Annotated in this window: 26 protein-coding genes and 2 tRNA genes; all 28 read left to right on the top strand. The window is 43.0% G+C overall.

What is annotated here, in order from left to right; translation table 11 throughout:
* Positions 1-132: 132 nt before the first annotated feature.
* The 28 genes from rnmV (at position 133) to spoIIE (ending at position 25,852) form a co-directional block, all read left to right on the top strand.
* Positions 133-693 carry a ribonuclease M5 gene (gene rnmV / locus ACXQIQ_RS12805; protein WP_439302437.1) on the top strand — a complete coding sequence of 187 codons (561 nt, stop codon included), beginning with the start codon at positions 133-135 and terminating at the stop codon, positions 691-693.
* Positions 690-1,565, top strand: a complete 876-nt coding sequence (gene rsmA / locus ACXQIQ_RS12800) for a 16S rRNA (adenine(1518)-N(6)/adenine(1519)-N(6))-dimethyltransferase RsmA (RefSeq protein ID WP_439302436.1) — start codon at positions 690-692, stop codon at positions 1,563-1,565. Before rnmV ends, rsmA begins: the two co-directional genes overlap by 4 nt.
* 189 nt (positions 1,566-1,754) lie before the next feature.
* Positions 1,755-2,654: a sporulation peptidase YabG gene (gene yabG / locus ACXQIQ_RS12795; RefSeq protein ID WP_439302435.1), complete on the top strand. Its 900-nt coding sequence runs from the start codon at positions 1,755-1,757 to the stop codon at positions 2,652-2,654.
* Between the two features lie 252 nt (positions 2,655-2,906).
* A complete protein-coding gene (gene veg, locus ACXQIQ_RS12790; protein ID WP_226552655.1) occupies positions 2,907-3,176 on the top strand; it encodes a biofilm formation stimulator Veg in 270 nt (89 codons plus the stop codon).
* Positions 3,177-3,528: 352 nt separating this feature from the next.
* Positions 3,529-3,699 carry a small, acid-soluble spore protein, alpha/beta type gene (locus tag ACXQIQ_RS12785; RefSeq protein WP_439302434.1) on the top strand — a complete coding sequence of 57 codons (171 nt, stop codon included), beginning with the start codon at positions 3,529-3,531 and terminating at the stop codon, positions 3,697-3,699.
* Between the two features lie 208 nt (positions 3,700-3,907).
* Positions 3,908-4,768, top strand: a complete 861-nt coding sequence (gene ispE / locus ACXQIQ_RS12780; RefSeq protein ID WP_439302433.1) for a 4-(cytidine 5'-diphospho)-2-C-methyl-D-erythritol kinase — start codon at positions 3,908-3,910, stop codon at positions 4,766-4,768.
* 68 nt (positions 4,769-4,836) lie between these two features.
* The gene (gene purR / locus ACXQIQ_RS12775) at positions 4,837-5,673 is read left to right on the top strand and encodes a pur operon repressor (RefSeq protein ID WP_439302432.1); all 837 of its coding nucleotides are present in this window, start codon (positions 4,837-4,839) and stop codon (positions 5,671-5,673) included.
* A complete protein-coding gene (locus ACXQIQ_RS12770; RefSeq protein WP_439302431.1) occupies positions 5,670-6,044 on the top strand; it encodes a RidA family protein in 375 nt (124 codons plus the stop codon). Before purR ends, ACXQIQ_RS12770 begins: the two co-directional genes overlap by 4 nt.
* Before the next feature lie 380 nt (positions 6,045-6,424).
* Positions 6,425-6,715, top strand: coding sequence for a septation regulator SpoVG (spoVG, locus tag ACXQIQ_RS12765; protein ID WP_221569249.1), 291 nt, complete (start codon positions 6,425-6,427; stop codon positions 6,713-6,715).
* A gap of 212 nt (positions 6,716-6,927) precedes the next feature.
* Positions 6,928-8,316, top strand: a complete 1,389-nt coding sequence (gene glmU, locus ACXQIQ_RS12760) for a bifunctional UDP-N-acetylglucosamine diphosphorylase/glucosamine-1-phosphate N-acetyltransferase GlmU (RefSeq protein WP_439302430.1) — start codon at positions 6,928-6,930, stop codon at positions 8,314-8,316.
* Between the two features lie 5 nt (positions 8,317-8,321).
* Positions 8,322-9,272: a ribose-phosphate diphosphokinase gene (locus tag ACXQIQ_RS12755; protein WP_439302429.1), complete on the top strand. Its 951-nt coding sequence runs from the start codon at positions 8,322-8,324 to the stop codon at positions 9,270-9,272.
* Positions 9,273-9,356: 84 nt separating this feature from the next.
* Positions 9,357-10,016, top strand: coding sequence for a 50S ribosomal protein L25/general stress protein Ctc (locus ACXQIQ_RS12750; protein WP_439302428.1), 660 nt, complete (start codon positions 9,357-9,359; stop codon positions 10,014-10,016).
* A gap of 488 nt (positions 10,017-10,504) precedes the next feature.
* Complete coding sequence (gene pth / locus ACXQIQ_RS12745; RefSeq protein ID WP_439302454.1) at positions 10,505-11,065, top strand: aminoacyl-tRNA hydrolase; 561 nt, start codon at positions 10,505-10,507, stop codon at positions 11,063-11,065.
* Between the two features lie 59 nt (positions 11,066-11,124).
* Complete coding sequence (locus ACXQIQ_RS12740) at positions 11,125-11,355, top strand: anti-sigma-F factor Fin (RefSeq protein WP_226552639.1); 231 nt, start codon at positions 11,125-11,127, stop codon at positions 11,353-11,355.
* Between the two features lie 164 nt (positions 11,356-11,519).
* Positions 11,520-15,059, top strand: coding sequence for a transcription-repair coupling factor (mfd, locus tag ACXQIQ_RS12735; RefSeq protein WP_439302427.1), 3,540 nt, complete (start codon positions 11,520-11,522; stop codon positions 15,057-15,059).
* A 166-nt stretch (positions 15,060-15,225) separates the two neighbouring features.
* Positions 15,226-15,762, top strand: coding sequence for a stage V sporulation protein T (gene spoVT / locus ACXQIQ_RS12730; protein WP_439302426.1), 537 nt, complete (start codon positions 15,226-15,228; stop codon positions 15,760-15,762).
* A 172-nt stretch (positions 15,763-15,934) separates the two neighbouring features.
* Positions 15,935-17,527: a putative polysaccharide biosynthesis protein gene (locus ACXQIQ_RS12725; protein WP_439302425.1), complete on the top strand. Its 1,593-nt coding sequence runs from the start codon at positions 15,935-15,937 to the stop codon at positions 17,525-17,527.
* Position 17,528: 1 nt separating this feature from the next.
* Positions 17,529-19,010, top strand: coding sequence for a bifunctional methyltransferase/pyrophosphohydrolase YabN (yabN, locus tag ACXQIQ_RS12720; protein WP_439302424.1), 1,482 nt, complete (start codon positions 17,529-17,531; stop codon positions 19,008-19,010).
* 88 nt (positions 19,011-19,098) lie between these two features.
* The gene (locus ACXQIQ_RS12715) at positions 19,099-19,371 is read left to right on the top strand and encodes an HU family DNA-binding protein (RefSeq protein ID WP_226552629.1); all 273 of its coding nucleotides are present in this window, start codon (positions 19,099-19,101) and stop codon (positions 19,369-19,371) included.
* Positions 19,372-19,374: 3 nt separating this feature from the next.
* Positions 19,375-19,641, top strand: a complete 267-nt coding sequence (locus ACXQIQ_RS12710) for an RNA-binding S4 domain-containing protein (RefSeq protein ID WP_439302423.1) — start codon at positions 19,375-19,377, stop codon at positions 19,639-19,641.
* A gap of 236 nt (positions 19,642-19,877) precedes the next feature.
* Positions 19,878-20,540, top strand: a complete 663-nt coding sequence (locus ACXQIQ_RS12705; protein WP_439302422.1) for an SGNH/GDSL hydrolase family protein — start codon at positions 19,878-19,880, stop codon at positions 20,538-20,540.
* Positions 20,541-20,610: 70 nt separating this feature from the next.
* Complete coding sequence (yabP, locus tag ACXQIQ_RS12700; protein ID WP_226552625.1) at positions 20,611-20,925, top strand: sporulation protein YabP; 315 nt, start codon at positions 20,611-20,613, stop codon at positions 20,923-20,925.
* Entirely contained in the window at positions 20,922-21,524 is a 603-nt protein-coding gene (yabQ, locus tag ACXQIQ_RS12695) for a spore cortex biosynthesis protein YabQ (protein ID WP_439302421.1), read from the top strand. Before yabP ends, yabQ begins: the two co-directional genes overlap by 4 nt.
* A gap of 12 nt (positions 21,525-21,536) precedes the next feature.
* Positions 21,537-21,920 carry an FtsB family cell division protein gene (locus tag ACXQIQ_RS12690; RefSeq protein ID WP_226552621.1) on the top strand — a complete coding sequence of 128 codons (384 nt, stop codon included), beginning with the start codon at positions 21,537-21,539 and terminating at the stop codon, positions 21,918-21,920.
* A 72-nt stretch (positions 21,921-21,992) separates the two neighbouring features.
* Positions 21,993-22,418 (top strand): S1 domain-containing RNA-binding protein, encoded by a 426-nt coding sequence (locus ACXQIQ_RS12685; protein ID WP_439302420.1) that lies wholly within the window; start codon positions 21,993-21,995, stop codon positions 22,416-22,418.
* Positions 22,419-22,656: 238 nt separating this feature from the next.
* Positions 22,657-22,733 (top strand) — tRNA-Met (locus ACXQIQ_RS12680).
* Positions 22,734-22,771: 38 nt separating this feature from the next.
* A tRNA-Glu gene (locus ACXQIQ_RS12675) sits at positions 22,772-22,846 on the top strand.
* A gap of 519 nt (positions 22,847-23,365) precedes the next feature.
* Positions 23,366-25,852 carry a stage II sporulation protein E gene (spoIIE, locus tag ACXQIQ_RS12670; RefSeq protein ID WP_439302453.1) on the top strand — a complete coding sequence of 829 codons (2,487 nt, stop codon included), beginning with the start codon at positions 23,366-23,368 and terminating at the stop codon, positions 25,850-25,852.
* Positions 25,853-25,895: the final 43 nt, after the last annotated feature.

The following is a 25,895-nucleotide window of genomic DNA, read 5'->3' as shown; positions in this document are numbered from 1 at the left end:
TATCTTTATCTTCCACCCCAAAAATGAACGCTTTATCTAAAAGTTTGGGTTAGGGTATACTGAGTTAAAAGCCGTTCTACTTATATAGACGCATTCATTACAAAAAGGTTTCAAATATTTCGGAGGTTTTTCATGAAAATTAAAGAAATTATCGTGGTCGAAGGGAAAAGCGATACGATTGCGATAAAACGGGCAATAGATGCTGATACAATCGAGACAAACGGTTCGGAAATCAGCGAAACAACATTGGAGAGGATCAAGCTTGCTCAAGAGCGGAGAGGTGTGATTGTATTCACAGATCCAGACTTTCCGGGTGAACGAATTCGAAAGATCATTCGTGAACGTGTGCCGGGCTGTAAGCATGCTTTTCTCCCAAAACAAGAAGCGATCGCACTCAATAACAAAGGTGTCGGAATTGAACATGCATCCGATGATTCTATTCGAAATGCACTGCGAGAAGCGCGACAAGACTTTGTGAATGAAGAGTTTGAAACGATCAGCTGGCAAGACCTCATTGATGGTGGCTTGATTGGTGGCAATCATGCCCGTGAACGCCGTGAAAAGCTCGGAACTTATTTGAAACTAGGATATAGTAATGGAAAGCAACTACATAAAAGGCTGAAGATGTTCCAAATCAGTCGTGAGGAATTTAGAGACGCGCTTCAACATGTGTTAAAGGAGGAGGAGTCATGAGAAAAGATATCTCAACCCCTCAATATACGAGATCAATAATTGATAAACATAAATTCACTTTCAAAAAAAGTCTGGGCCAGAACTTCTTGATAGATCGAAACATTCTCGACAAGATCGTCGATACTGCTGGTGTGACTTCTGAAACTGGTGTCATTGAGATCGGACCTGGAATCGGTTCGTTGACGGAACAATTGGCGAAACGCGCCAAAAAGGTTACAGCGTTCGAAATCGACCAAAGATTGATTCCAATTTTGAAAGATACTTTGTCTGACTATCCCCATGTGAAAATCATCCATCAAGATGTGCTGGAAGCGGATCTTCCTGCTATCATCGAAGAGGAATTCAGTGGACTTGATGATTTGATGGTCGTCGCGAATTTACCTTATTATGTGACTACACCCATCATACTGAAGCTGCTGATGGAACGATTGCCGATCAGGGGTATTGTCGTGATGATCCAAAAAGAAGTAGCCGATCGGATGGCAGCAGAACCGGGGACGAAAAATTATGGATCTCTTTCAATAGCCGTTCAATATTATGCGGTTGCCAAATCAGAAGTGAAAGTTCCGAAAACGGTCTTCGTACCTCAACCGAATGTGGATTCATCTGTCATATCGTTGATGTTACGTGATGAGCCACCCGTTGAAGTGGCGGATGAAACGTTTTTCTTCGAGGTTGTACGTGCGAGCTTCGCTCAGCGCAGAAAGACCTTGTTGAACAATTTACAGAACAATCTCTTATCAAAAGAGCAAAAAGCTGAAATCGAGCAAGTTTTTCAAGAGGTCGACATTGATGGGAAACGTCGTGGAGAGACACTGACGATTGCTGAATTCGCCAAACTCTCGAATGCATTGCTTCCATTAAAAAGATAATCATCATTCATGCCCTTATCGATCCACCATCGATAAGGGTTTCTTTATGCATTTTGATAATTAATCATTTTTTCAAACTCCTGAACATAGGTTTAAAGAGTAACTGAAATTCGAAAGTAAGCAATCATATATCCATTATCTTAAATGATAAGCACTCAGGATCACTCTCGTCGAGGGGGAATAGAGTTTATGCCTATTCAAGTAGGGGACATCGTCGGAAGACGTTCATACCAATGTGATCTCTTATTTCGTATTACCCATATAACAGACGATCAGATGGCTGAATTAGCCGGGGAAGATATGAGATTGATCGCAGATGCCCCTGTGGATGATCTGGTCGTGATGAATGGTGATGAGCAACAAGAACGAAGAAAGAAGATCAAAGAAAAAGAGAAATCTTCCTATCGTTTATTTCGACAGGATTATCAATTGTTAAGACATAAGATGGAGTATTCTGCGACAGGCGGATATGACAAAAACCACTCTTACTTCAGGCTCCCTGGGAAAGTTCTGCATGTCGATGGAGATCCATATTACCTGAACAAATGTCTTGAATTATATAAAAAGTTGAATGTGCCTGTTTTCGGAATCCATATGAAGGAAACCGAAATGCCGGAAAAAGTACCTGCCCTTATGGATGAAGTTGCTCCGGACATATTAGTCATTACAGGTCATGATGCTTATATCCGATCCAAAGGGGATACTTCAGACCTGCAAGCTTATAGGCATTCCAAGTATTTCGTGCGTACAGTGAAAGATGCTCGCAAAAAAAATCCGAACCTTGATCAGTTGATGATTTTTGCCGGTGCATGCCAGTCGCATTTTGAATCATTGATCAGAGCTGGTGCCAATTTTGCAAGCTCACCTTCAAGAGTCAACATTCATGCGTTGGATCCCGTTTATATCGTGTCAAAGGTAAGCTTCACCTCCTTTTATGACCGAATCAATGTGTGGGAAGTTTTGCGGAACACGATTACAGGTGATGATGGTCTAGGTGGGGTGGAAACGACAGGTTTCTTAAGAACGGGAATGCCGATTAAAGACCCAGAGAACAATAATCAAACAACTGCTGCAAACGCAAATGCATAAAAACCATAGGCTGTCTCTGTCGAATTTTATTGGATATGAAGAGTCAGCCTGGTTCAACTGATTTGAATTTTTTCTCCAATTTTTTTGTACAAGTCTACATAATATACCTATTTTAATGACAAAATAATTTTAAATTAAAAAAATAGAGCCAACACCGTTGACAACTGTTACAGAGCATTGCTATAATTTTAGATTTATTTTGACAAAATGCATCAAATGATGTTATAATTTGTCTAAGTGAGGTGTAGTAGAATGGGTAAAACAATTCCTGACATAAAACGCGTGTTAGAAGGGCAAGTTGGTAAGCGTCTAACGTTGAAAGCTAACGGAGGACGACGAAAAACCATTGAGAGAAGTGGCACCTTAGAAGAAACTTATCCAGCAGTCTTCATTGTGAAGTTGGATCAAGATACAAATGCATTTGAACGCGTATCATACAGCTATGCTGACGTTTTGACTGAAACAGTCGAAATCACATTTGCTGAAGATACTACGAACGGAATGATGGTAAGCGGGCAGTAAGGCATAATGTCTAACTGCTTTTTTACTTTTTATAGGCTTAAATATCTGTTGTTGATTTCTTCGAAATTCACTCCCTTTCCGCGGGCGAACCGCAAGCCTCACTTCCACAGGAGGTGGTGGCTTCGACGTTCACCACAGGACGTGGTGGGTCTTAGTCGAAGATCTTTGTGATGCTTGACCCACAAGTTCGCTGTGGGGTCTTGCCTGGCTCGCTGTTCCCGCAGGAGTGTCGTAAATTTCGACTACAATCAACCCTGTACTACCTACATAAGGAAATCATAATTCACCTTCAACTCCTTATACTAATCATACGTAGTAGTGAAAAAGGATTTGAAAGGGGCTTTTCGCAATTATGGCAAGACGACGCGGCGTTATGTCCGACCGTTTTAAAGAAGAAATTGCAAAAGAGTTAGGCTTCTATGAGACCGTGCAAAAAGAAGGTTGGGGAGCGATACGTTCCAGAGATGCCGGAAACATGGTCAAACGTGCGATTGAAAAAGCACAACAACAAATGTCTGAATAAACTACTGCTCTATACAGGGTGGACCGTACTGACAATCCTCCAGCTGCCAAACAGACCCCTCAACACAAATGTTGCAGGAAATGTTAGGACCGAGTTGATTGAACAAGTATGTCCATCCTTTTTTTAATTGAATGTTTTCCGCAATTCTGGCAGAATGTATGATAAACTATTCTGCGGTATTATGGACTTATGAAGTAGGTGAAGAAGAATGAAACTTTCTATTAAAGCTCCGGCAAAAATAAATCTTTCATTAGACGTCTTACATAAACGTGACGATGGATTTCATGAAGTGGAGATGGTCATGACGACCATTGATCTGGCTGATCGGATTGAATTGACCACACTTGATGAAGACATCATCAAAATCGAATCCTCAGGGGGGTACGTCCCTTCTGACTTTCGAAACCTCGCTTATCAGGCGGCAGACTTACTTAAAAAAGAGTGTAACCGAAACGAAGGTGTACACATCACAATTGATAAGCATATCCCCGTGTCCGCTGGTCTTGCAGGAGGAAGCAGCGATGCAGCAGCCACTCTAAAAGGCTTGAACGAATTATGGGATCTTGGGCTATCGATTGATGAATTAGCTGTTTTAGGTGCCAAAATTGGATCCGATGTTTCTTTTTGTGTTTATGGCGGCACAGCTCTTGCAACAGGAAGAGGAGAAATCATCAAGTCGATTCCATCACCACCCCCTTGTTGGGTCGTTTTAGCAAAACCAGCTATTGGCGTATCGACTGCGGATGTGTATCGGAATTTGAAATTGGCAGAGGTCGAACATCCTGATATCCAATCGATGGTGGCTGCAATTGAACGGAAAGACTTCAACCAAATCTGTTATTTGTTAGGGAACGTACTGGAATCCGTCACACTAGAGGATTATCCGGATGTTTCTCACATCAAGAATCAGATGGAACGTCTAGGAGCAGAAGGCGTTTTGATGAGTGGAAGCGGTCCGACAGTATTTGGGCTGACTGTTCATGAAACACGTGCTCAACGGATCTACAATGGTCTCAGAGGGTTTTGTAACGAAGTATATATGGTCAGGATGTTAGGAGAAACCGAATAACAGGTTGAATAAACCCGTACAAAAGTGGTATATTAACCTTAAAATATTCGGTTTTGGAGGAATTAAGCATGAAATTAAAACGAAGCAGCAGGCTCGTTGATTTGACTCGTTATCTCCTCCAGCATCCACATGAACTCATTTCTCTTTCTTTTTTCAGTGATCGATACGGAGCTGCAAAGTCATCCATAAGCGAAGATTTGTTGATTATTAAAGAAAACTTTGAGGGACAAGGTGTAGGCTGGTTGGTAACTGTACCTGGTGCAGCAGGAGGCGTCCGGTATATTCCGCGCGTATCAGAAGATGAAGCACGTGAAGTGATTGAAGAACTGAAGGGTCTATTAAGCTCTTCAGAACGTGTACTTCCAGGTGGATATCTTTATATGACGGATATCATAGGGAATCCTTCGATCATCAATAAGGTTGGACGGATGTTTGCATCCATGTTTGCAGATCGTTCGATTGATGTTGTCATGACCGTAGCGACAAAAGGGATTCCACTCGCATACGCTGTTGCATCCTATCTGAACGTTCCAGTTGTGATTGTCCGTAGCAATAGTCGCGTCACTGAAGGTTCAACGATGAGCATCAATTACGTTTCCGGTTCGACTAAAAGAATCCAAACGATGGCGTTAGCGAAAAGAAGCCTGCCATCAGGCTCCAACGTCTTGATCATCGATGACTTCATGAAGGCAGGCGGCACAATCAAAGGTATGATGGATCTACTTCAAGAATTCGACGCGACAATGGTAGGAATCGGAGTACTTGTTGAATCTGAGGAAGTCCAGGAAAGACTTGTCGATGACTATATTTCTTTAGCTCGTCTCTCCAATGTCGATACGAGAGAGCAGAAGATACAAGTTGAAGCAGGTAATTACTTAGATCAGATGGAGGTTGGAAGCGAATGAAGAAGATCCATACGACGAACGCACCTGAAGCGATCGGGCCATACTCCCAGGGAATCGTTGTAAACAACATATTTTATAGTTCTGGTCAGATTGCCCTCACTCCGGAAGGCACACTTGCTGGTGAGGATGTCCAAACACAAACGCATCAGATCTTTTCTAACTTGAAGGCTGTTTTGGAAGAGGCGGGAGCATCCCTCGATACAGTCGTCAAAACAACGGTCTTCTTAAAGGATATGGATGAGTTTCCGACCGTGAATGAAATTTACGGAAGTTACTTCGAGAATCATCAGCCTGCACGTTCTTGTGTAGAAGTGTCCAAGCTTCCGAAAGACGTACGGATTGAAATTGAAGTCATTGCACTAGTGAAATAAGAAGAACAAAAGCCAACGACAGCAACTAATGCTATCGTTGGCTTTTTTTATTTTCTTTGGGCTCTTTTCTTAAGAATTGTTGCTTTTAGATAGAAACAACTTGTGGATTTGATTGGAGTGCAGGGTGCGAGACTCCAGCGGGATCAGCGGGACAGGTGAGACCAATCAATGTGGCAACGCGACGAGTGGGCTCACCGCACGCCCCGCGGAAAGCGAGCACCTGAAGCGGAAATCAACTACTTTCTTGCGACAACAGCCTTTCTTTTTAAGTTGATTAAATTTTTTCATTATTTTTTATATTCCGAGCAGGAAAAAGTTACAAGTGTGTAGAAACCTCTTAGTACGCTGGTATTTATAAAAAAGGTGGTGTGTTTTACAAAATGGAAGTAACTGACGTAAGACTTCGACGAGTGAACACAGATGGGCGTATGAAGGCGATTGCTTCAATTACCATCGATCATGAATTCGTAGTTCATGATATCCGTGTAATCGACGGAAACAATGGAATGTTTGTTGCAATGCCGAGCAAGCGGACGCCAGATGGTGAATTCCGTGATATCGCACATCCGATCACATCAAACACTCGTGAGAAGATCCAGACAGCTGTGTTAACCGAATACCATCGTGTAGGGGAATTGGAGTCCGCACTTGAAGAAGCCGGTGCATCCTAATAATCTACGCAACTAAGAACCTGATCACCTTCGATTAGGTTCTTTTTATTGTGGCGTGAACAGTATGGATACCAATCATTGGATATGAATCATTCTCCTCCTACATAGAATGTTTCAATATAGCGACAAATGGCGCCTTTCCTTGAATCATACAGGATTATAAGATATATTCATATTGGATAAAGGTCAACAACGAGCATTGGAGGATATATATGTCGAAACGATATGCGGTTGTGTTAGCAGCTGGAAAAGGTACCCGAATGAAATCTCGTTTATATAAAGTGTTGCACCCTGTAGGTGGTAAACCGATGGTTCAACATGTTGTCGATCAGATTAAAGAAGTACAGGTCGATCAAATCGTCACGGTCATTGGTCATGGAGCTGAAAAGGTGAAAGATCAGCTCGGTGCTGAAGTGAATTATGTGTTGCAAGAGGAGCAGCTCGGCACAGGTCATGCCGTCATGCAAACAGAGGATTTGTTAGGAGACCTTGAAGGTACGACACTCGTCGTCTGTGGTGATACACCATTGATTTCAGCTGAAACGATGGATGCACTCTTGAAACATCATGAAAAAGAAAACGCGAAAGTCACTTTACTGACGGCACATGCAGAAGACCCGTTCGGATATGGAAGAGTCATCCGAAAAGAGGACGGAACTGTTTCGAAAATCGTCGAACATAAAGACGCGACTATTCATGAACAAGCTGTTCAAGAAATCAATACAGGTACGTACTGTTTTGACAATAAGACGTTGTTTGAAGCGCTGAAACAAGTGACGAATGACAACGTACAAGGTGAATACTATTTGCCGGATGTCATCGAAATCGTGAAAGAGCAAAATGAAACGGTGGCAGCTTACCAGACCCCTGCATTTGAAGAAACGATTGGCGTTAATGATCGAGTTGCCTTATCGGAAGCGGAGCGTCTGATGAAGAAGAGGATCAACACCAAACATATGAAGAACGGTGTTACGATCATTGATCCACAACAGACGTATATCACTTCCGATGTGAAGATCGGAGCAGATACGGTCATCTACCCTGGAACCGTATTATCCGGGAATACAGTAATCGGTGAAGAGTGTACCATCGGACCGAATGCAGAAATTAAAGATAGTCAGATCGGTAACGAAACGACGATCAAACAATCCGTGGTACACGATAGTGAAGTCGGAGACAAAGTTGCGATTGGACCCTACGCTCATATCCGTCCACAATCACAGTTGGGGAATGAGATCAAGATCGGGAACTTTGTAGAAGTGAAGAAATCTAAGATGGACCACGGTAGCAAGGCATCGCATCTGAGTTACATCGGTGATGCTGAGATCGGTAAAGACGTCAATCTCGGCTGTGGATCGATCACTGTCAACTACGACGGTAAAAACAAGCATCTGACGAAAGTTGGAGATGGAGCATTCATTGGATGTAATTCCAATTTGGTTGCCCCCGTCACAGTTGGAGAAAATGCTTATGTTGCAGCTGGATCGACGATCACTGAAGATGTACCTGGCGAAGCTTTGTCCATCGCTCGAGCTCGCCAAACGAATAAAGAAGGTTACGTTTCTAAAATACAGGAAAAGCAAAACAATCACAGGGGGTAATAAGCGTGTCCAAGTATGAGAACTCGAAGTTAAAAGTATTCACCTTAAATTCCAATGAAGGCCTGGCTGAAGAAATTACTGAACACATTGGTGTTCACATGGGGAAATGTTCTGTTCAACGTTTCAGTGACGGAGAAATCCAAATCAACATCGAAGAAAGCATTCGTGGTGGCGAAGTATATGTCATCCAATCCACTTCTTCTCCGGTCAACGAAAATTTGATGGAACTATTGATCATGATCGATGCATTGAAGCGTGCATCAGCTAAGACAATCAATGTTGTGATTCCTTACTATGGATATGCAAGACAAGATCGTAAAGCTCGTTCAAGAGAGCCGATTACGGCAAAGCTCGTTGCAAACCTTTTGGAAACAGCAGGAGCAACACGTGTCATTTCCATGGATCTTCACGCACCGCAAATCCAAGGTTTCTTCGATATTCCAGTGGATCAACTGCTTGGTGTACCGACATTGGCGAATTACTTCGAAAGCAAGAACTTAGAAGATGTCGTCATCGTCTCTCCTGATCATGGCGGAGTGACACGTGCTAGAAAAATGGCGGACCGCTTGAAAGCACCTATTGCGATCATCGATAAGCGTCGTCCACGACCGAATGTTTCCGAAGTCATGAATATCGTCGGTAACATTGAAGGGAAAACGGCGATCTTGATCGATGATATCATCGATACAGCAGGAACGATTACACTTGCGGCAAACGCATTGATTGAAAATGGTGCGACAGATGTGTATGCTTGCTGTACACATCCAGTGTTATCTGGTCCTGCGATTGAACGTATCCAAAATTCAAAAATCAAAGAGCTCGTAGTAACGAATACGATCGCACTACCTGAAGAGAAATTCATTGATAAATTGACACAGCTTTCAGTAGCACCTCTTCTAGGGGAAGCGATTATCCGAGTTCATGAGCAACAATCTGTAAGTAAGCTGTTCGATTAATCTTTTTGTCTGATTGATGTTTGAACCTATCTGTTTTCGGGTATAGTTTTAAAATAGTAACTGACACAGGAAGGTGATTTCGTTATGGCTATCGATTTAGATGTGAAAGTAAGAGATGATTTCAGTCGTTCTACTACAAGGAAGTTACGTGAAGAAGGCAATGTACCAGCAGTCTTCTATGGAAACGGTGATAGTAAGCCGATCTATCTTAACAGAGTCAATTTCGTAAAATCGATCCGTGAAAACGGAATTAATGCAGTCATCAATTTGAAAATCGACAACAAAAAACATTCTGCTATGGTACAAGACCTGCAGATCGATCATTTGAAAGATCTTCTGATTCATGTCGACTTCAGAGAAATCGACTTGAATGAAGAAACAGATGCAGATGTACCTGTACGTCTTGTCGGCGAGCCTGCTGGAGCGAAAGAAGGCGGCGTCGTACAGCACTTCTTACATGACATTACGGTTAGAGCGTTGCCAGCTGATATTCCAAGTGAGATCGAGGTCAATATCGAGGAATTGAATATCAGTGACGCATTTACAGTTGCAGATGTCATTGAAAATTCTTCGTACAACATCATGACAGATCCGGAAGAGGTTGTCGTTTCAATCGCACCTCCGACTGAAGAACCGGAAGAAGAAATGATCGATGAAGAAGATCAAGAACCAGAAGTCATCAGTGATAAAGACGATTCTGATGATGACGGGGAAGAAGAAGCAGAAGAGAAAAAAGAAGATTAACATCGACGAAATATTCATATTCATACAAAGGCGTAGCCGCTTTGGTTGCGCCTTTTTCTACGTCTAATAGAAAGGTTGGTTTCTTCGGAATTCACTCCCTTTCCGCGGGCGAACCGCAAGCCTCACTTCCACAGGATGTGCTGGCTTCGACGTTCACCACAGGACGTGGTGGGGTTTAGTCGAAGATCCTTTAAGATAAAATAGACTTTAGAAAAGCACTTACGTTTTCTTGATGTCTAGCTTCAGCACCCAGCCACTTGGATCACTTCAGCCTTCTTGCGGCGGCAACAGCCTCCTCATCAGGCCTTCGGTGACCTTCGTGGCTGAACGGGTGCTTAAGCTTTTCTAAATTGTAATAAAGTTGAAACCATCCTCTGGGAGGATGGAACGACTTAATCTGGAATAGAATAAGAAAGTTCATATGAGGAGTTATATTCAAAATGTTGAATAAGATTAAGCAATTGTTTGAAAAGGAAGGTCATGAAGACATGAAGGTAATCGCTGGTTTAGGTAATCCAGGAAGCAAGTACGAAGAAACACGTCATAACGTCGGATTCAAAGTGATTGACCAACTGTCTGAGTCACTGTCTATTCCATTGAATAAGCAAAAGTTCAACGGGTTGTATGGCATAGGGGAAGTAAACGGGCATAAAATATGTTTATTAAAACCTCTCACCTATATGAATCGTTCTGGAGACTCCATCATTCCACTGATGAAGTATTATAAAGTCGATCGTGAAGATCTGCTTGTCATTTATGATGATCTAGACACAGTACCGGGAAAGCTGCGTCTTCGTGAAAAAGGAAGCGCAGGCGGTCACAATGGGATGAAGTCCATCATACAGCATTTAGGTACTCAGGACTTTAAAAGGGTCCGAATCGGAATCGGAAGGCCTGAGCCAGGTGAAGCTGTACCCGATTATGTCTTGAAAACATTCCGTCCCGATCAACGAGATGCGATTACAGAAGCTCTCGATCGATCTGCCAAGGCATGTGAAAGTTGGATCCAAAAGCCATTTTCTCAAGTGATGAACCGGTACAACGGGTGAATAGAAACGCCTCTTAGCGACCATAATGAGAGTATAACAGGTCACTGAGGAGGCGGAAGATGGCAGTCTATTATTCATGTAAGCATTGTAATGTCCAGATCGGTAAGCTGGATCTGCATTCTGTCGGTTCAACGGATTTAGGATTGAATCAACTGACCGATCAAGAGAGGGAAGAATACTTATCCTATGATGATCAAGGACATATGTATGTAAAATCCATTTGTGAGGACTGTTATGAAATGCTAAGAAGGAACCCAGATTTTCATGCACTGGATTCATTTATACAGTAAACAGCTTTGGTTCACACACCAAGGCGTTTTTTGCTGTGTAAGAAGTAGCCTGGCTGTTCATAAAAGTCTTTATCATTTTAATGGATTGAAAAATCTATAGACAACAAGAAGATACAGTTTAGGGAATTTGGACTCCCATTCCTACTGGGAAGGAGATAAAAGTGATGCAAGGTTTATTGAAGTATTTTTGTGATAATGATGATTTCCAATCCCTCATTACAGGTATGTCGGAAGGTCTGCGGGAGCAATTGGTTTCTGGTTTATCGAACTCTGCTCGTACCTTATTGATGGCTGGCCTATATCAATCGAATAGTCGTGCTCAGCTCGTCGTTACACATAACCTTTTTCAAGCTCAAAAGCTATATGAAGACTTAGTGGCGATTCTCGGGGAAGAAACGGTGCATTTGTATCCAGTGAACGAGCTGACTTCTGCTGAAATCGCAATTGCCAGTCCAGAATTGAAATCTCAACGGATTGATGTTCTGAACCGATTGGCGGACAGGTCTGACGGCGGAGTGATCATCACTCCGATTGCAGGCTTGAGAAGAATGATCCCTCCGAAGAATGTATGGAACGCGAGGCGTGTAACATTCAAGCGAGGTACGGATATCGAACTGGATGACGTGAAGAATCAGTTGATTGCCATGGGTTATGAACGTTCTGATATGATTACTGGTCCAGGGGAGTTCAGTATTCGTGGGGGGATTCTCGATATCTTTCCACTGACCGAAGCACAGCCTCTTCGAATCGAGTTGTTTGATACAGAAGTGGATTCCATCCGTTATTTTGACGTTGAAACACAAAGATCTGAAAATCAACTTCAAGAGATCCAGGTTGGGCCGGCAGAAGAAATCATACTTTTTCCGGAACACTACGAAAGAGCCGTTTCTAAGGTTGACCTCGGGTTATCGAGATCACTCCAAAAAATAAAAGACGCGGGAGTAAAGGAGAAGCTCACCGAAAACATCGGGTACGAAATCGAACAGTTAAAACATCGACAAACATTCCAAGGAATGTACAAATACATTTCCTGCTACTATGAACACCCTGCTAGTTTGCTAGACTATCTTCCCGAAGATGCGCTGGTCATTATGGATGAAATCAGTCGTGTCCAGGAGACTTCTTCAAATTTGGAGAAGGAAGAAGCAGAATGGCATACGACTTTATTGAATCAGGGAGAGATTTTGTCAGGATTACGCCTTTCCCATCAATATGAGGATCTGGTCAATCGACCGAAGCTTATGTTCTTATATCTTTCTTTATTCTTAAGACATGTTCCACACACCAATCCTCAGAACATCATCAATATGAGCTGTAAAGCGATGCAAAACTTCCATGGACAATTGAATGTCCTCCTTTCTGAAGTGCAGAGATGGCATAAGAGTAAAGATGCCGTCGTCTTTTTGGCTGCCAACAAAGAGCGGGCCAAGCGTCTTGAACGTGTCATGGAAGATTACAAAATCGAAGCGGCACTCACAGACGGTAATACGCCACTCACACCGGGTAAAAACCATATCATCATCGGTGATTTGAATGGTGGATTTGAGCTACCGATGCGTAAGTTGGTCGTTTTGACAGAAGAGGAAGTATTCACGAAAAAAACAACGAGAAAACCGAGAAGACCACAGAAGGTTTCAAATGCTGAACGGATCAAAAGCTATTCTGAGTTGAAGGTCGGCGATTACGTCGTCCATATCAACCATGGGATCGGTAAATACCTCGGTATTGAAACGCTCGAAATCAATGGTGTTCATAAGGATTATCTCAACCTTAAATATGCAGGCGATGACAAACTGTATGTCCCTGTAGAGCAGATTGACCAGGTGCAGAAGTTTGTCGGATCGGAAGGGAAAGAGCCGAAGGTCTATAAACTGGGCGGCAGCGAATGGAAGAAAGTCAAAAGCAAAGTCCAATCGTCTGTCCAGGACATTGCTGATGATCTCATCAAGCTTTATGCAGAACGTGAAGCGTCGAAAGGATATGCGTTCTCTGAAGATGCAGGACTTCAGCAGGAATTCGAAAGTGCCTTCCCATATCAAGAGACGGAAGATCAGCTGAGGGCGATTGAAGAGATCAAGAAGGATATGGAGATGGAACGTCCGATGGATCGATTGCTATGTGGAGATGTCGGTTATGGAAAAACAGAAGTAGCGATCCGTGCTGCTTTCAAAGCGATCAATGATGGTAAGCAAGTCGCCTTCCTCGTACCGACGACAATCCTTGCCCAACAGCATTACGAAACGTTCCTGGAGCGTTTTGCTGAGTTTCCGATTACGATCCGTTCGTTAAGCCGTTTCCGGACACGGAAGGAACAAACAGAAACGTTAAAAGGACTGAAGGCAGGAACCGTCGATATCGTCGTCGGAACACATCGTATTCTGTCTAAAGATATCCAATTCAAAGATCTTGGATTGCTGATCATTGATGAGGAGCAACGATTCGGTGTAACCCATAAAGAGAAAATCAAACAGATGAAAACAAATGTGGACGTACTTACGTTGACGGCGACACCGATTCCACGTACGTTGCATATGTCGATGCTTGGCGTTCGTGATTTATCTGTCATCGAAACTCCGCCTGAAAACCGCTTCCCGGTCCAAACGTATGTGGTCGAGTATAGCGGAGGCATCATACGAGAGGCGATCGAGCGTGAATTATCTAGAGGCGGTCAAGTGTACTTTTTATATAATAGGGTCGAATCGATTGAACGGATGGCTGATCAGATATCCCAGCTTGTTCCGGATGCCCGCGTTGCATACGCTCATGGTCAGATGCGAGAAAATGAACTTGAATCGGTGATGATCGACTTCTTGGATGGTAACTATGACGTACTAGTCAGTACGACGATCATTGAAACAGGGGTCGACATTCCGAATGTAAACACGTTGATCGTCAACGACGCCGACAAGATGGGCTTATCGCAGTTGTATCAGCTGCGTGGACGTGTCGGACGCTCCAATCGCGTCGCTTATTCCTATTTCATGTATCAACGGGATAAGGTGCTTACGGAAGTAGCGGAGAAACGTCTACAAGCGATCAAAGAATTCACGGAATTAGGTTCGGGCTTCAAGATCGCGATGCGAGATCTTTCGATTCGTGGTGCGGGTAACCTGTTAGGTGCGCAACAACATGGATTCATTGATTCTGTCGGATTCGATCTTTACTCTCAAATGCTGAAGGAAGCGATTGAAGAACGGAAAGGCGAGAAACCGAAGAAGAAGGAATTTGAACTTGAGCTGGATCTTAACGTCGATGCGTACATCCCTTCTTCCTATATTGCGGATGAAAAACAGAAAATCGACATGTATAAACGCTTCAAGGGAATTGAGAACTTTGAGGATGTCTTGGATCTTCATGATGAAATGATCGATCGTTTCGGTGACTATCCAGAGCAAGTGGAGAACTTATTTGCGGTATCCAGAATCAAACTTTACGCACAACGAGAGAAAGTCGAAAAGGTCGAACAGATGAAGAACAACCAGGTACAGCTTCTATTGTCGAAAGAAACGACACTGCAGCTAGATGGAAGCAAGCTTTTTGATATCGTGAATAAAATAGGTCGTCATGTGAATCTTGGGATGGAGAAAGAACAGATCAAAGTCATCGTGAACCATAAGAAAATGGCGGATGAGAAGCTGTTGAAGACGATTGAAGAGGTGCTTGAAAAAGTACCGGATGCCAAAAAAGAAACCGTCCAGGCCTAATGATGATAGGAGGCTTCCACTTTTCGAAGAATTTTCCGTTTAAGTGAATAGATTAAGCGAACGTACGGATACTAAAGGAAAATCAATGGTATATTTATTCATTTGTACCATGAATGCTATTGTATCTCCATTATCTTGCAACGATAGAAAGTGAGGGCAACAAAGAATGAAAGCCACAGGTATCGTACGTCGTATTGATGATCTTGGACGGGTCGTCATTCCAAAGGAAATTCGAAGAACCCTGCGCATTCGTGAGGGAGATCCTCTTGAAATTTTCGTTGACCGTGAAGGGGAAGTCATCCTTAAGAAATACTCGCCGATAAGTGAGCTTGGAGATTTTGCTCAGGAGTACGCAGAATCATTGTACGAGCACACCCAACACATCGCATTGATTTCGGACAGAGATGCATTTATAGCGGTAGCTGGTGGAGGCAAGAAGGATTACTTGAATAAGAATATCGGCAAAATGATCGAATCCTCAATGAATGATCGAAAATCACTCGTGTCTGCACAAGCTACGACAGTAGAAATTTCAGATGGCAATAGTGAATCTGTTGCACACGTCATTGCACCGATTGTAGCGAACGGGGATCCGATCGGGGCAGTCGTATTGCTCTGCAAGACGGACAAGCAGATCGGAGATGTGGAACAGAAATTAGCGGAAACAGCAGCTGGATTTCTAGCCAAACAAATGGAGCAATAAGAAAAGAAGCAGGCGAGTCTGCTTCTTTTTATTTTTGTTTTTTAAAGCTATATAAGAGTTCACCCCTTATCAGGTTCACCTTTTCTCATGATATAATGGGGCTATTATTGTACTTCTTAAGGAAGCCTTATTGGCTTGCCGAGTTTTCTTTATCGAAATAGGCGGTGGCTTGATGTTCAACCAAACGGAATTGCATAAGTCGTTCTGGAAAGGGACGCTCGTTGTATCTGGTGCAGCACTCCTTGTGAAGATACTGAGCGCATTTTACCGTATCCCCTACCAGAACATCGCCGGAGATCTAGGACTTTACGTGTACCAACAAGTATACCCATTCTACGCTATTGCGTTTGCGTTAAGCCTTTATGGATTTCCGCTTATCATCTCTAAGGTATTGTCAGAAAATGAATTACAGCATACAAAAGAGACGCTGACTACAATCTTGATTGGATTGAGCAGCTTCTTCGGTCTGATTTTCTTATTGTTATATTTATCGGCTCCTGCTATCGCGGGTGCCATGAACGATCCGTTACTGGTGAAGCCGCTTCGGGTCGCCTCTTATTCCTTTTTGTTCGTACCGGTTCTGTCGGTTATAAGGGGATTTTTCCAGGGAAAGAAAGAGATGACCCCAACAGCGATTTCGCAAGTCGTGGAACAATTCTTCCGAGTGAGCCTCATATTGATCCTGACGATTTGGCTCGTCTCCCACGGAGTGGATCACTACACAGTCGGAAGTGCTGCTGTATTTGGTGGCTTGATCGGAAGTATGGCCTCCATTGTTGTTTTGCTCCTATATGTGAAAAAGAAAGCAACTGCAATCGGTCCATTGAGCGTACTTTCTCGTAAACGAACAGTTCCTTTGATGGTATCCGTTATAAGAGGGGGATTCGCGATCTGTATTACGGCGGTCATGTTTGCCTTGTTCCAATTGGTGGATGCCCTCCAAGTTGTGCCGGGCCTGGAAAAGGTGGGTGTCGCTCTTCTTGATGCCAAGGTGAGTAAAGGAGTCTTTGATCGTGGACAACCCCTTCTGCAATTAGGGACGGTCTTAGCGACTTCTATGGCATTACCACTCATCCCGTATATTGCAAAATCGAACCGAGAAAGAGATCAGGAAAAGATCATCAACCTGACAGGTCAAACATTGAAGTTCAGTTTTATCATAGGAGGAGCAGCAGCGGTCGGGCTTGCTATCATCATCTCTCCGACAAACGTCTTTTTGTATGAGGACACGAAGGGTTCGATTGCGCTCGGTATACTCGCTGCTGCAATTTTGTTCGGTTCCATTGCGATCACTTCATCAGCGATTTTACAAGGACTCGGAAAGATCGGATATCCTGTTTTGTTCATCATGATTGCGTTGGTGATCAAAGCCATCTTGAACCTTTGGCTGATTCCAAAATGGGGTATTTCAGGTGCGGCCATCACAACCGTGATAAGCACAGCATTTGTAGCTTGTTGTAATCTTTTCATGGTCCAACGATTGACGAACGTCTTCCAGATGCAACGCTTTTACAGTCTGAAGGTTGTCTTTTCACTTCTCCTGATGGCTGTCGGGACGTTCTTATGGAAAGAATTGTGGCTCATGTTCCATCCTGTTGAAGATCGCTTTGTCGCAGGTTTAGTCGCGTTGACAAGCGCTGTGTTCGGAGCGCTCATTTATTTGATCGCCCTTATGAATCAGAGGGTTTGGAAATATGAAGAGCTGGAAATGCTGCCGAAAGGAAAGTACTTGATCAAATGGTTTTACAGAGAAAGGAGCGGTTAACATGGGAAATACAATTACGGTCATCGGATTAGGATCAGGCGATTTGGATCAGATCCCGTATGGCGTCTATAAACGAATCAAACAATCGGAGCATCTTTTTTTACGGACGAAAGAGCATCCGGTCGTGAAAGAGCTGGAAGCAGAAGGAATCAAATTCGAGAGCTTCGATGATCTCTATGTACAGGAAAATGCGTTCGAAAGTGTGTACCATGAAATCGTGGAGCGGTTATGGGTGGAAGCGGAAGATAAATCAATCGTATACGTCGTTCCAGGTCACCCTTTTGTAGCCGAACAGACCGTCCAGCTTTTGATCGAAGGGCAGGAAAAGCACAACACGGAAGTAGAATTCAGAGGTGGACAAAGCTTCCTGGATGCCATGTTCCAGGCGTTACGAATCGATCCGATCGATGGATTTCAACTACTGGATGGTACAAGCCTTACTCGAGACCAAATGAATGTGCAACAGCATATCATCATTGGACAAGTATATGATGCATTCATCGCTTCCCATGTAAAATTGATTCTGATGGAGCGCTATCCAGATGATCATCCGGTACATGTCGTCACAGCTGCTGGTTCAAGTGAAGAAACGATTGTATCTGTACCGCTTTACGAACTGGATCGTCATGTCGAGTTGCATAACCTCACTGCTCTTTATGTAGAACCGATTCGGGATACGAGTAAATTAAGCAGGGAATTCACGCAATTACGTCATGTAATCCAGACGCTCAGAGGACCGGAAGGATGTCCGTGGGATAAAAAACAGACTCATGAGAGTTTACGCCGATATTTACTTGAAGAGGCCTACGAAGTCATTGAGGCCATTGATGAACAGGATGATGATCATTTGACCGATGAGCTGGGGGATGTGCTCCTTCAAATCATGCTTCATGCACAAATCGGTGAGGATGATGGTTATTTTACCATTGAGGATGTCATTCAGGCTCTGACGGAAAAAATGATCCGTCGTCATCCGCATGTATTTGGTGATGACTCACTTGAAACAGCTGAGGAAGTCAAAGAAACGTGGGATGAAATCAAGAAGAAGGAAAAAGGCGGACAGGATAGGACTTCCATTTTGGATGGGACAGATCAATATCCTGCATTGATCCGTGCAGAGAAACTACAGAAAAAAGCTGCCAAGGTCGGATTTGACTGGGACGAAGTTGAACCGATCATTGAAAAGATCAAAGAAGAATTGAATGAATTCCACCAAGCGGTTGAGACAGAAGATCAGCAGGAGATGGAAAGTGAACTGGGAGACTGCCTATTTGCACTTGTGAACCTATGCCGTTATTATGGGATAGACCCTGAACTCGCTCTCAACAGGACCAATCGGAAGTTTTATGATCGGTTCCGTTATATCGAGGAAACGCTTAAGAAGAAGGGTGTCTCTTTTGAGGAAGTCACTTTGGAAGACATGGACATTTTGTGGGAACAGGCAAAAAATATGTCTAAAAAGAAGGAATCTCTCGAAGAATAGAGAACTTTATTCTTTGGAATGGACAGAGAAGCGTGGTTTGACGCGAATTTGTCTATCAAACAAGGAAGAATACTAGGAGGTACATACAATGAACAAAAATGATCTAGTCAACAATATTTCTGAAAAAGCGGGCATGACGAAGAAAGACGTTGAAACAGTCGTGAACAGCCTATTGACTGAAATTACAGATGCTCTTAAGGATGGCGACAAAGTACAATTCGTCGGATTTGGTACATTCGAAACTCGTGAGCGCTCTAGCCGTACAGGACGTAACCCACAAACTGGTGAAACGATCGATATCCCAGCATCTACAGTTCCTGCTTTCCGTGCAGGAAACAAGCTGAAAGACGCAGTAAAGTAAAATATGCGTCTTGATAAGTTTCTGAAAGTTTCTCGCTTGATCAAACGACGTACAGTTGCGAAAGAAATTTCGGATCAAGGGAGAATCTTGATTAACGGGAACGCTGGGAAGGCGTCCTCTACCATCCAACCGGGAGATGAACTACAAATCCGGTTCGGACAGAAGATCGTTACGGTAAAAGTGGAAGACTTAAAAGAGACAACGAAAAAGGAAGACGCAGCGTCCATGTATTCGATCGTTAGCGAGCAACGTATAAACGACGACGCATAATGATTGGATAAGCTGTACTTTCATCATAGAGAATTTATTAAATCGGGGTTAGTACTATAACAGAAAGATTGACTGGCAGAAATGTCACCTGTCTACGCGTCATTCTACTAGAATGGAGCAGCACGATAGGATGGACAGCTGTCGGTCGATCTTTTTTAGTTTGTTCCTGTCACTCACATAATCGAACGTGCTGAATCATATTTTATTGGTAATTGTTTGTAAAGGAAGCGATTCATATGGATCTGAGTTGTTTTGGTGACAGTCATGTCTTGGTCTTTCAATATATTAAAGATCATCAATTTCTAAAAAAGACGAACATTTCCATATGTCATGTAGGCGGGGCCACAGCATTAGGGATGGTGAATCCTAACTCAAAAACGAATGCCCTTCAAACCTTTAATCTCTCAATCCACCCACTCCCCCGCAATAGGACATTATTATTCATGTTAGGAGAAGTAGATTGTGGCTTTGTAATATGGTATCGAGCTCAAAAATACAATTTATCCGTCTCCAGTCAATTAAATGAAACTCTGACGAATTATTTTTCATTTTTAAAAAGCATACAATCATTAGGCTTTCAACATATCGTTGTTGCAACACCTCCACCCCCAACTATTAAAGACCATCAGAGTTGGGGCGATGTTGCAAATCTTAGAAAAGGCATAAGTGCAACCCAAAAACAACGGACAGAACTAACCCAACAATACAATCAGATTTTGAGAAAGTATTGTAAGAATAACAGCTTGAAATTATTGGACACAGAGCAAGATTTTATTGATGGAGCGACTGGCTTAGTAGATTGTAAATATCTAAACAAAGACCCTTTAGACCATCATCTGGACTTAGCAGCATCTGCGGCTGTTTATGTACGAAAACTTAATGAGTTAGGTATCGTATAGCAGAGAGCTTGTTCTATTCCCACGCTTGCCTTCATACATTGGTACAAACTATGTTTGGGGGGGAGCTACCATGGATCAATATTACGATTACAATGGTTCCAATTACAATAAACCCACAACGGCACCGGATCATGATGTGAAGATGAGAGGTCGTAAAGCGCTCGATATCACCGGAGTCAAACAAGTGGAAAGCTTTGATAACGAAGAATTCTTGCTTGAAACCTCAATGGGCTTTCTGGCAATCCGCGGCTATAATTTGAAAATGAAAAACTTGAATTTGGAACAAGGACTCGTCTCAATCGAAGGGAAAGTGTACGATCTCGTTTATCTCGATCAGCAACAAGGGGATAAAGCTAAAGGATTTTTTAGCAAGCTGTTCAAATGAGTTTGAATGTGCAACTCTACACGATTTTAGCAATGGTCGGGAGCGGTATCTGGATTGGAGCTGCTCTCGATACGTACCATCGCTTTCAACCCCGAGATCGAAAGTGGAATTGGTTGAGGTTCATCAATGACATTGTCTTCTGGATTTTACAAGCTCTCCTCATATTCTATGTATTGTTACAAGTCAATCATGGAGAAGTGAGGATCATCATATTCCTGGCCTTATTATGCGGTTTCGCTGGATACCAAAGTTTATTGCAAAAAGCCTACAGAAAGTTATTGGAGTTCATCATCAAGGTGGTAATCGGCATCGCGAGAATGATCCGCAACATCATTTCAGCACTTCTTATACAACCTGTAAAAGTCATATTGAAACTCCTTCTTACCTTGAGTAAAATGATAGGTAGACTTCTATTATCCATCCTTCTCTTCATTTCTGGCATTCTTCTCTTTCCTCTTAGAAAAATCGGTCTATTCATCTACAATCGATGGTTGAAACCGATTCAAGTAAAAATGTTAACAAAACTAAAAGAGAAAGCAGGATTTTTGAAGAAGCCAACGAATAAAGTGAAAGACTGGATTGGAAAACTTAGAAGGTAAAGGGGGTTCAGGATGGTTCAACGAAATGACAAAATAACAGCCTTAAACGAAAACATCATGGATCAAGAAAGAAAAAAGCAAGATCGTGCCCGGCGTAGGAAGAAGGGACTTTATCGACGTCTTGTCGTTTTCGGTGTTCTGGTTGTTATCATGTTTGCCGTCATGATTTCCACACTTACCTCTCAAGCAACTGTCATTGCTGAGAAGAAAGAAGAGCAACAGAAAGTAGAACAAAACTTGGAAGATGTGAAAAAAGAAAAAGCACAATTAAGCGAAGAAGTGAATAAACTACAAGACCCTGATTATATTGGTGAGGTCGCTCGAAGAGATTATAATATGTCCAAACCAGGTGAGACGATTTTCAAACTCCCTAAGAACAAAGAGGAGTCGCGTTGACCTTGATTTTACGGGCATGTATAATAAAGTGAATTTAATTTTTTCAAACTTTAAGGAGGAGCAATTTTTACAATGACAATTGAAGTAGGCAGCAAATTGAAGGGAAAAGTATCAGGTATTACCCATTTTGGAGCATTTGTCGAGCTGCCAGATGGTATCACCGGTTTAGTCCACATTAGTGAGGTTGCCGATAACTACGTCAAGGACATTAACGAACACCTTTCTGTCGGGGATGAAGTTGAGGTAAAAGTCATTAACGTTGATAATGACGGCAAGATCGGGCTTTCCATCAAGAAAGCGAAAGATCAGCCACCAAAACCGAATCGCAGACCAGACCGCCCTCGTGGTAAGGGAGGAAAACCTAGAAGACAGAATAATGAATTCGTGTCATTCGAAGATAAGTTGAATCGTTTCTTGAAAGATAGTGATGAACGTTTATCTACCTTGAAGAGGCAAACCGAATCGAAACGTGGAGGACGCGGTGCACGTCGAGGGTAATGGAATCTGCTGCTTACCGATTGTAGTAAAAATAAGCTCATTAATCGGAATATGCAAGCAATCATTCAAAGACTGACAAATTTGTCAGTCTTTTCTTATTGAGATGACTGGAAAGGGTGCTTTAATACGAACTCATGCTTCAGTCGTAATGAAAAGATCATTTAATCGCAAAAAACCTATTGACGAGATCTCGATTATCTTGTATTATTCTTGTTGTGTCTTTAAAACATATCTATTTGGCGGTGTAGCTCAGCTGGCTAGAGCGTACGGTTCATACCCGTGAGGTCGGGGGTTCGATCCCCTCCGCCGCTACCATTTTTATCTGATGTTAAAAATAAATAACTAATAGATTAGGCCCCTTGGTCAAGTGGTTAAGACACCGCCCTTTCACGGCGGTAACACGGGTTCGAATCCCGTAGGGGTCACCATTTGCACATAAAAGACAACTGTCCTGACAAAGGGCAGTTTTTTTGTACCCAAAAAACGTGATTTGATCTATAATTTCTGATTTTTATGGGAAAATCGCAAAACTGATCTATAAATTTCTATATTTATTGGAAATACACGAGTTTTTATGGGAAATAACCGGAAACTGATCTATAAACGTGTAACGAAGCTCAAATCTACCCCCGATGGTCAACTGAAATCCGTCGACATGCCCATCTATCCTTGTAGAATGGTAAAACCTTTCTCCTTACTCATCCTTCCTTCGCCAATATTTTCGAGTTAACCAAATTACACTCCAAAACTGTAATCCCTTAGAAGCCCATGAGAAAAAAGAGAAAAACCTATACTGTAGAAAATTCTGAAAATTGAATCATAATGGCGTCGAGCCTCGTAACCCGTCGAGAAGTTTTTTTCCGCTCGACTGACCATTTGACAAAAAATGAAAGTAGACTGTGATTAAATAGACAACACAAATCTATTAACAGGTGGTGCGGGGAATGATGCAAAAGGTAGGATCGGAAAGCAACCAGGTGTTGCGGAAGTTCGTACTGGTAGAAAGGTTGAAGAATAATATATCCTCTCATATGAAAGAAACGAGTCTACGGGTGAAGCGTATTCTCCTCCACTGGAGTCTATTATTGTTTTGTACAGGCTTTTTACTCGGCCGTGCACTCATTCTTTCTGAATTATCCCCATTTGCGATTCCGTTCTTCGGAACTGTTCTATTTTTAAAAAAGGAAAGAGCTGGGGTGGCGGCGATTGCCCTCCTGGCTGGAGCACTGACGACATTTGAACAGACGGGACTATATGTAGCGGTCGGTCTGGCTGTCTTCTTCGTCCTTTATTCCATCCTTACGAATCTAGTAAAACAGAACCTGAAACTATTACCGGTCACTGTTCTCGCTGCCAGCTTCATTACGAGGATGAGTTTGCACACCTTCGCATCCGAGCCGATTACGACCGGTACAATGTTGATGGTGTCGATTGAAGCAGGGTTGAGTAGCATCCTGACATTGATTTTTTTACAAAGCATTCCATTGCTTTCCCTTAAAAAGATCCAGCATTCTCTAAAGAATGAAGAAATCGTCTGTTTCATCATCTTGCTAGCTTCGGTCATGACGGGAACGATCGGCTGGCATGTGTATGATCTGTCGCTTGAGCATATTCTGTCCCGCTATTTAGTCCTGATCTTCGCCTTCGTCGGGGGTACAGCCATCGGCGCTACGGTCGGTGTCGTTACAGGCCTGATTTTGGGACTTGCCAATATAGCGAGTCTCTATCAAATGAGTTTGCTCGCATTTTCAGGTTTATTAGGAGGTTTATTAAAAGAGGGGAAAAAACTGGGTGTGAGTGTCGGCTTGTTCATCGGGACTTTATTGATTGGTCTATATGGAAACGAGTCCGGATTACTGATTAATAGTCTGCTTGAATCGTGCGCCGCTGTCGGTCTATTCTTGCTCACACCGAACAAAGCGATCTCGAAACTATCCCGCTACATACCGGGGACGAAAGAATATACACAAGAACAGCAGCAATACTTACGCAAGGTTCGAGACGTAACTGCCAACCGGGTCGAGCAATTCTCTCACTTGTTCCAGGCCTTATCGAACAGCTTTTCCAACACAAGTGCGACGACCATGATGGAAGAAGAGGGGAAGCGGGAGCTCGACATGTTCCTCAGTAATGTAACGGAGAAGACTTGTAATAATTGCTTCAAGAAACGGCATTGCTGGGTGAATAACTTCGATGAAACCTATGATTACATGGCGAAGATCATGACTGAGACATCACCAAATGGATCCTTGAAAGATCGGGCACTACAGAAAGATTGGGAACGGCATTGCGTACGTTCCAAGAAAGTGATCGATACGATCCAGTATGAACTCGGTCAATATCATGCCAACATCAAGCTGAAGCAACAAGTGAAAGAAAGCAGAAGGCTAGTTGCAGAACAGCTGCAAGGCGTATCTCAAGTAATGGACAATTTTGCGAAAGAAATCCAACGGGAAAGGGAAAACCATCAGATCCAAGAAGAGCAAGTGAAGGAAGCGTTGGATGATATCGGTCTGGAAATAGGGAACATTGAAATCTATAGCCTTGAAAAAGGTAGCATTGATATAGAGATGAGTATTCCGTATTGCAATGGACGGGGGGAAGCAGAAAAAGTCATTGCTCCGTTACTGTCCGATATATTGGATGAGACGATCGCCGTCAAACAGGAGGAATGTGCCGCTTATCCGAATGGATTTTGTCACGTCGTCTTCCGATCTTCCCAAAGCTACGTCATTGAAACAGGTGTGGCCAGTGCGGCAAAAGGTGGTGCCTGGGTTTCGGGAGACTGTCACTCGACGATTGAACTCGGTGCTGGTAAACATGCCGTGGCCATCAGTGATGGAATGGGGAATGGTGAACGAGCTCATCTGGAAAGCAATGAAACATTGAAGCTGCTTCAACAGATTCTCCAATCCGGGATCGATGAGACGACTGCCATCAAATCAGTCAACTCCATCCTCTCGTTACGGACGACAGACGAGATCTTTTCGACACTGGACCTCGCTATGATTGATTTGCAGGATGCGACGGTACGGTTTTTGAAAATCGGATCGAGTCCTAGTTTTGTAAAAAGAGCTGACCACGTGAGGATGATCGAGGCAAGTAATCTACCAATGGGAATCATAGAAGAATTTGATGTTGAAGTTGTGAGTGATCAACTGAAAGCAGGGGATTTCCTCATCATGATGAGTGACGGAATCTTCGAAGGACCGAAGAATGTTGAAAATAAGGAAGCTTGGATCAAGCGAAAAATTCGGGAGATTCACTCGGACGACCCGCAAATCATAGCCGACCTCTTACTTGAAGAAGTCATCCGAACGGATCGGGGACAAATTGAGGATGATATGACGGTGGTCGTAACGAAGATCAACCGGAACATTCCGAAGTGGTCTACCATCCCGTATCAAAACAAAAACGAAAGGAAGCGAGCTTGAAGATAGAGGCTTTTCGAAAAATGAATACGTATGAACTAGAGTC

This window comes from Pseudalkalibacillus sp. Hm43, from assembly GCF_054170705.1.
The sequence above is the reverse complement of the archived record's forward strand: the minus strand, read 5'-3'. Positions and strand labels throughout refer to the sequence as shown.

Bases quoted from the DNA above. Each gene is read 5' to 3' on its own strand.
- mfd (WP_439302427.1), top strand. From the start codon at position 11,520: ATGCAAGGTTTATTGAAGTATTTTTGTGATAATGATGATTTCCAATCC.
- ACXQIQ_RS12725 (WP_439302425.1), top strand. From the start codon at position 15,935: ATGTTCAACCAAACGGAATTGCATAAGTCGTTCTGGAAAGGGACGCTC.
- yabG (WP_439302435.1), top strand. From the start codon at position 1,755: ATGCCTATTCAAGTAGGGGACATCGTCGGAAGACGTTCATACCAATGT.
- veg (WP_226552655.1), top strand. From the start codon at position 2,907: ATGGGTAAAACAATTCCTGACATAAAACGCGTGTTAGAAGGGCAAGTT.
- spoIIE (WP_439302453.1), top strand. From the start codon at position 23,366: ATGCAAAAGGTAGGATCGGAAAGCAACCAGGTGTTGCGGAAGTTCGTA.
- purR (WP_439302432.1), top strand. From the start codon at position 4,837: ATGAAATTAAAACGAAGCAGCAGGCTCGTTGATTTGACTCGTTATCTC.
- yabN (WP_439302424.1), top strand. From the start codon at position 17,529: ATGGGAAATACAATTACGGTCATCGGATTAGGATCAGGCGATTTGGAT.
- yabQ (WP_439302421.1), top strand. From the start codon at position 20,922: ATGAGTTTGAATGTGCAACTCTACACGATTTTAGCAATGGTCGGGAGC.
- ACXQIQ_RS12685 (WP_439302420.1), top strand. From the start codon at position 21,993: ATGACAATTGAAGTAGGCAGCAAATTGAAGGGAAAAGTATCAGGTATT.
- pth (WP_439302454.1), top strand. From the start codon at position 10,505: ATGAAGGTAATCGCTGGTTTAGGTAATCCAGGAAGCAAGTACGAAGAA.
- glmU (WP_439302430.1), top strand. From the start codon at position 6,928: ATGTCGAAACGATATGCGGTTGTGTTAGCAGCTGGAAAAGGTACCCGA.
- ACXQIQ_RS12710 (WP_439302423.1), top strand. From the start codon at position 19,375: ATGCGTCTTGATAAGTTTCTGAAAGTTTCTCGCTTGATCAAACGACGT.
- spoVT (WP_439302426.1), top strand. From the start codon at position 15,226: ATGAAAGCCACAGGTATCGTACGTCGTATTGATGATCTTGGACGGGTC.
- ACXQIQ_RS12740 (WP_226552639.1), top strand. From the start codon at position 11,125: ATGGCAGTCTATTATTCATGTAAGCATTGTAATGTCCAGATCGGTAAG.
- ACXQIQ_RS12715 (WP_226552629.1), top strand. From the start codon at position 19,099: ATGAACAAAAATGATCTAGTCAACAATATTTCTGAAAAAGCGGGCATG.
- ispE (WP_439302433.1), top strand. From the start codon at position 3,908: ATGAAACTTTCTATTAAAGCTCCGGCAAAAATAAATCTTTCATTAGAC.
- rnmV (WP_439302437.1), top strand. From the start codon at position 133: ATGAAAATTAAAGAAATTATCGTGGTCGAAGGGAAAAGCGATACGATT.
- ACXQIQ_RS12770 (WP_439302431.1), top strand. From the start codon at position 5,670: ATGAAGAAGATCCATACGACGAACGCACCTGAAGCGATCGGGCCATAC.
- ACXQIQ_RS12750 (WP_439302428.1), top strand. From the start codon at position 9,357: ATGGCTATCGATTTAGATGTGAAAGTAAGAGATGATTTCAGTCGTTCT.
- ACXQIQ_RS12705 (WP_439302422.1), top strand. From the start codon at position 19,878: ATGGATCTGAGTTGTTTTGGTGACAGTCATGTCTTGGTCTTTCAATAT.
- yabP (WP_226552625.1), top strand. From the start codon at position 20,611: ATGGATCAATATTACGATTACAATGGTTCCAATTACAATAAACCCACA.
- ACXQIQ_RS12785 (WP_439302434.1), top strand. From the start codon at position 3,529: ATGGCAAGACGACGCGGCGTTATGTCCGACCGTTTTAAAGAAGAAATT.
- rsmA (WP_439302436.1), top strand. From the start codon at position 690: ATGAGAAAAGATATCTCAACCCCTCAATATACGAGATCAATAATTGAT.
- ACXQIQ_RS12690 (WP_226552621.1), top strand. From the start codon at position 21,537: ATGGTTCAACGAAATGACAAAATAACAGCCTTAAACGAAAACATCATG.
- spoVG (WP_221569249.1), top strand. From the start codon at position 6,425: ATGGAAGTAACTGACGTAAGACTTCGACGAGTGAACACAGATGGGCGT.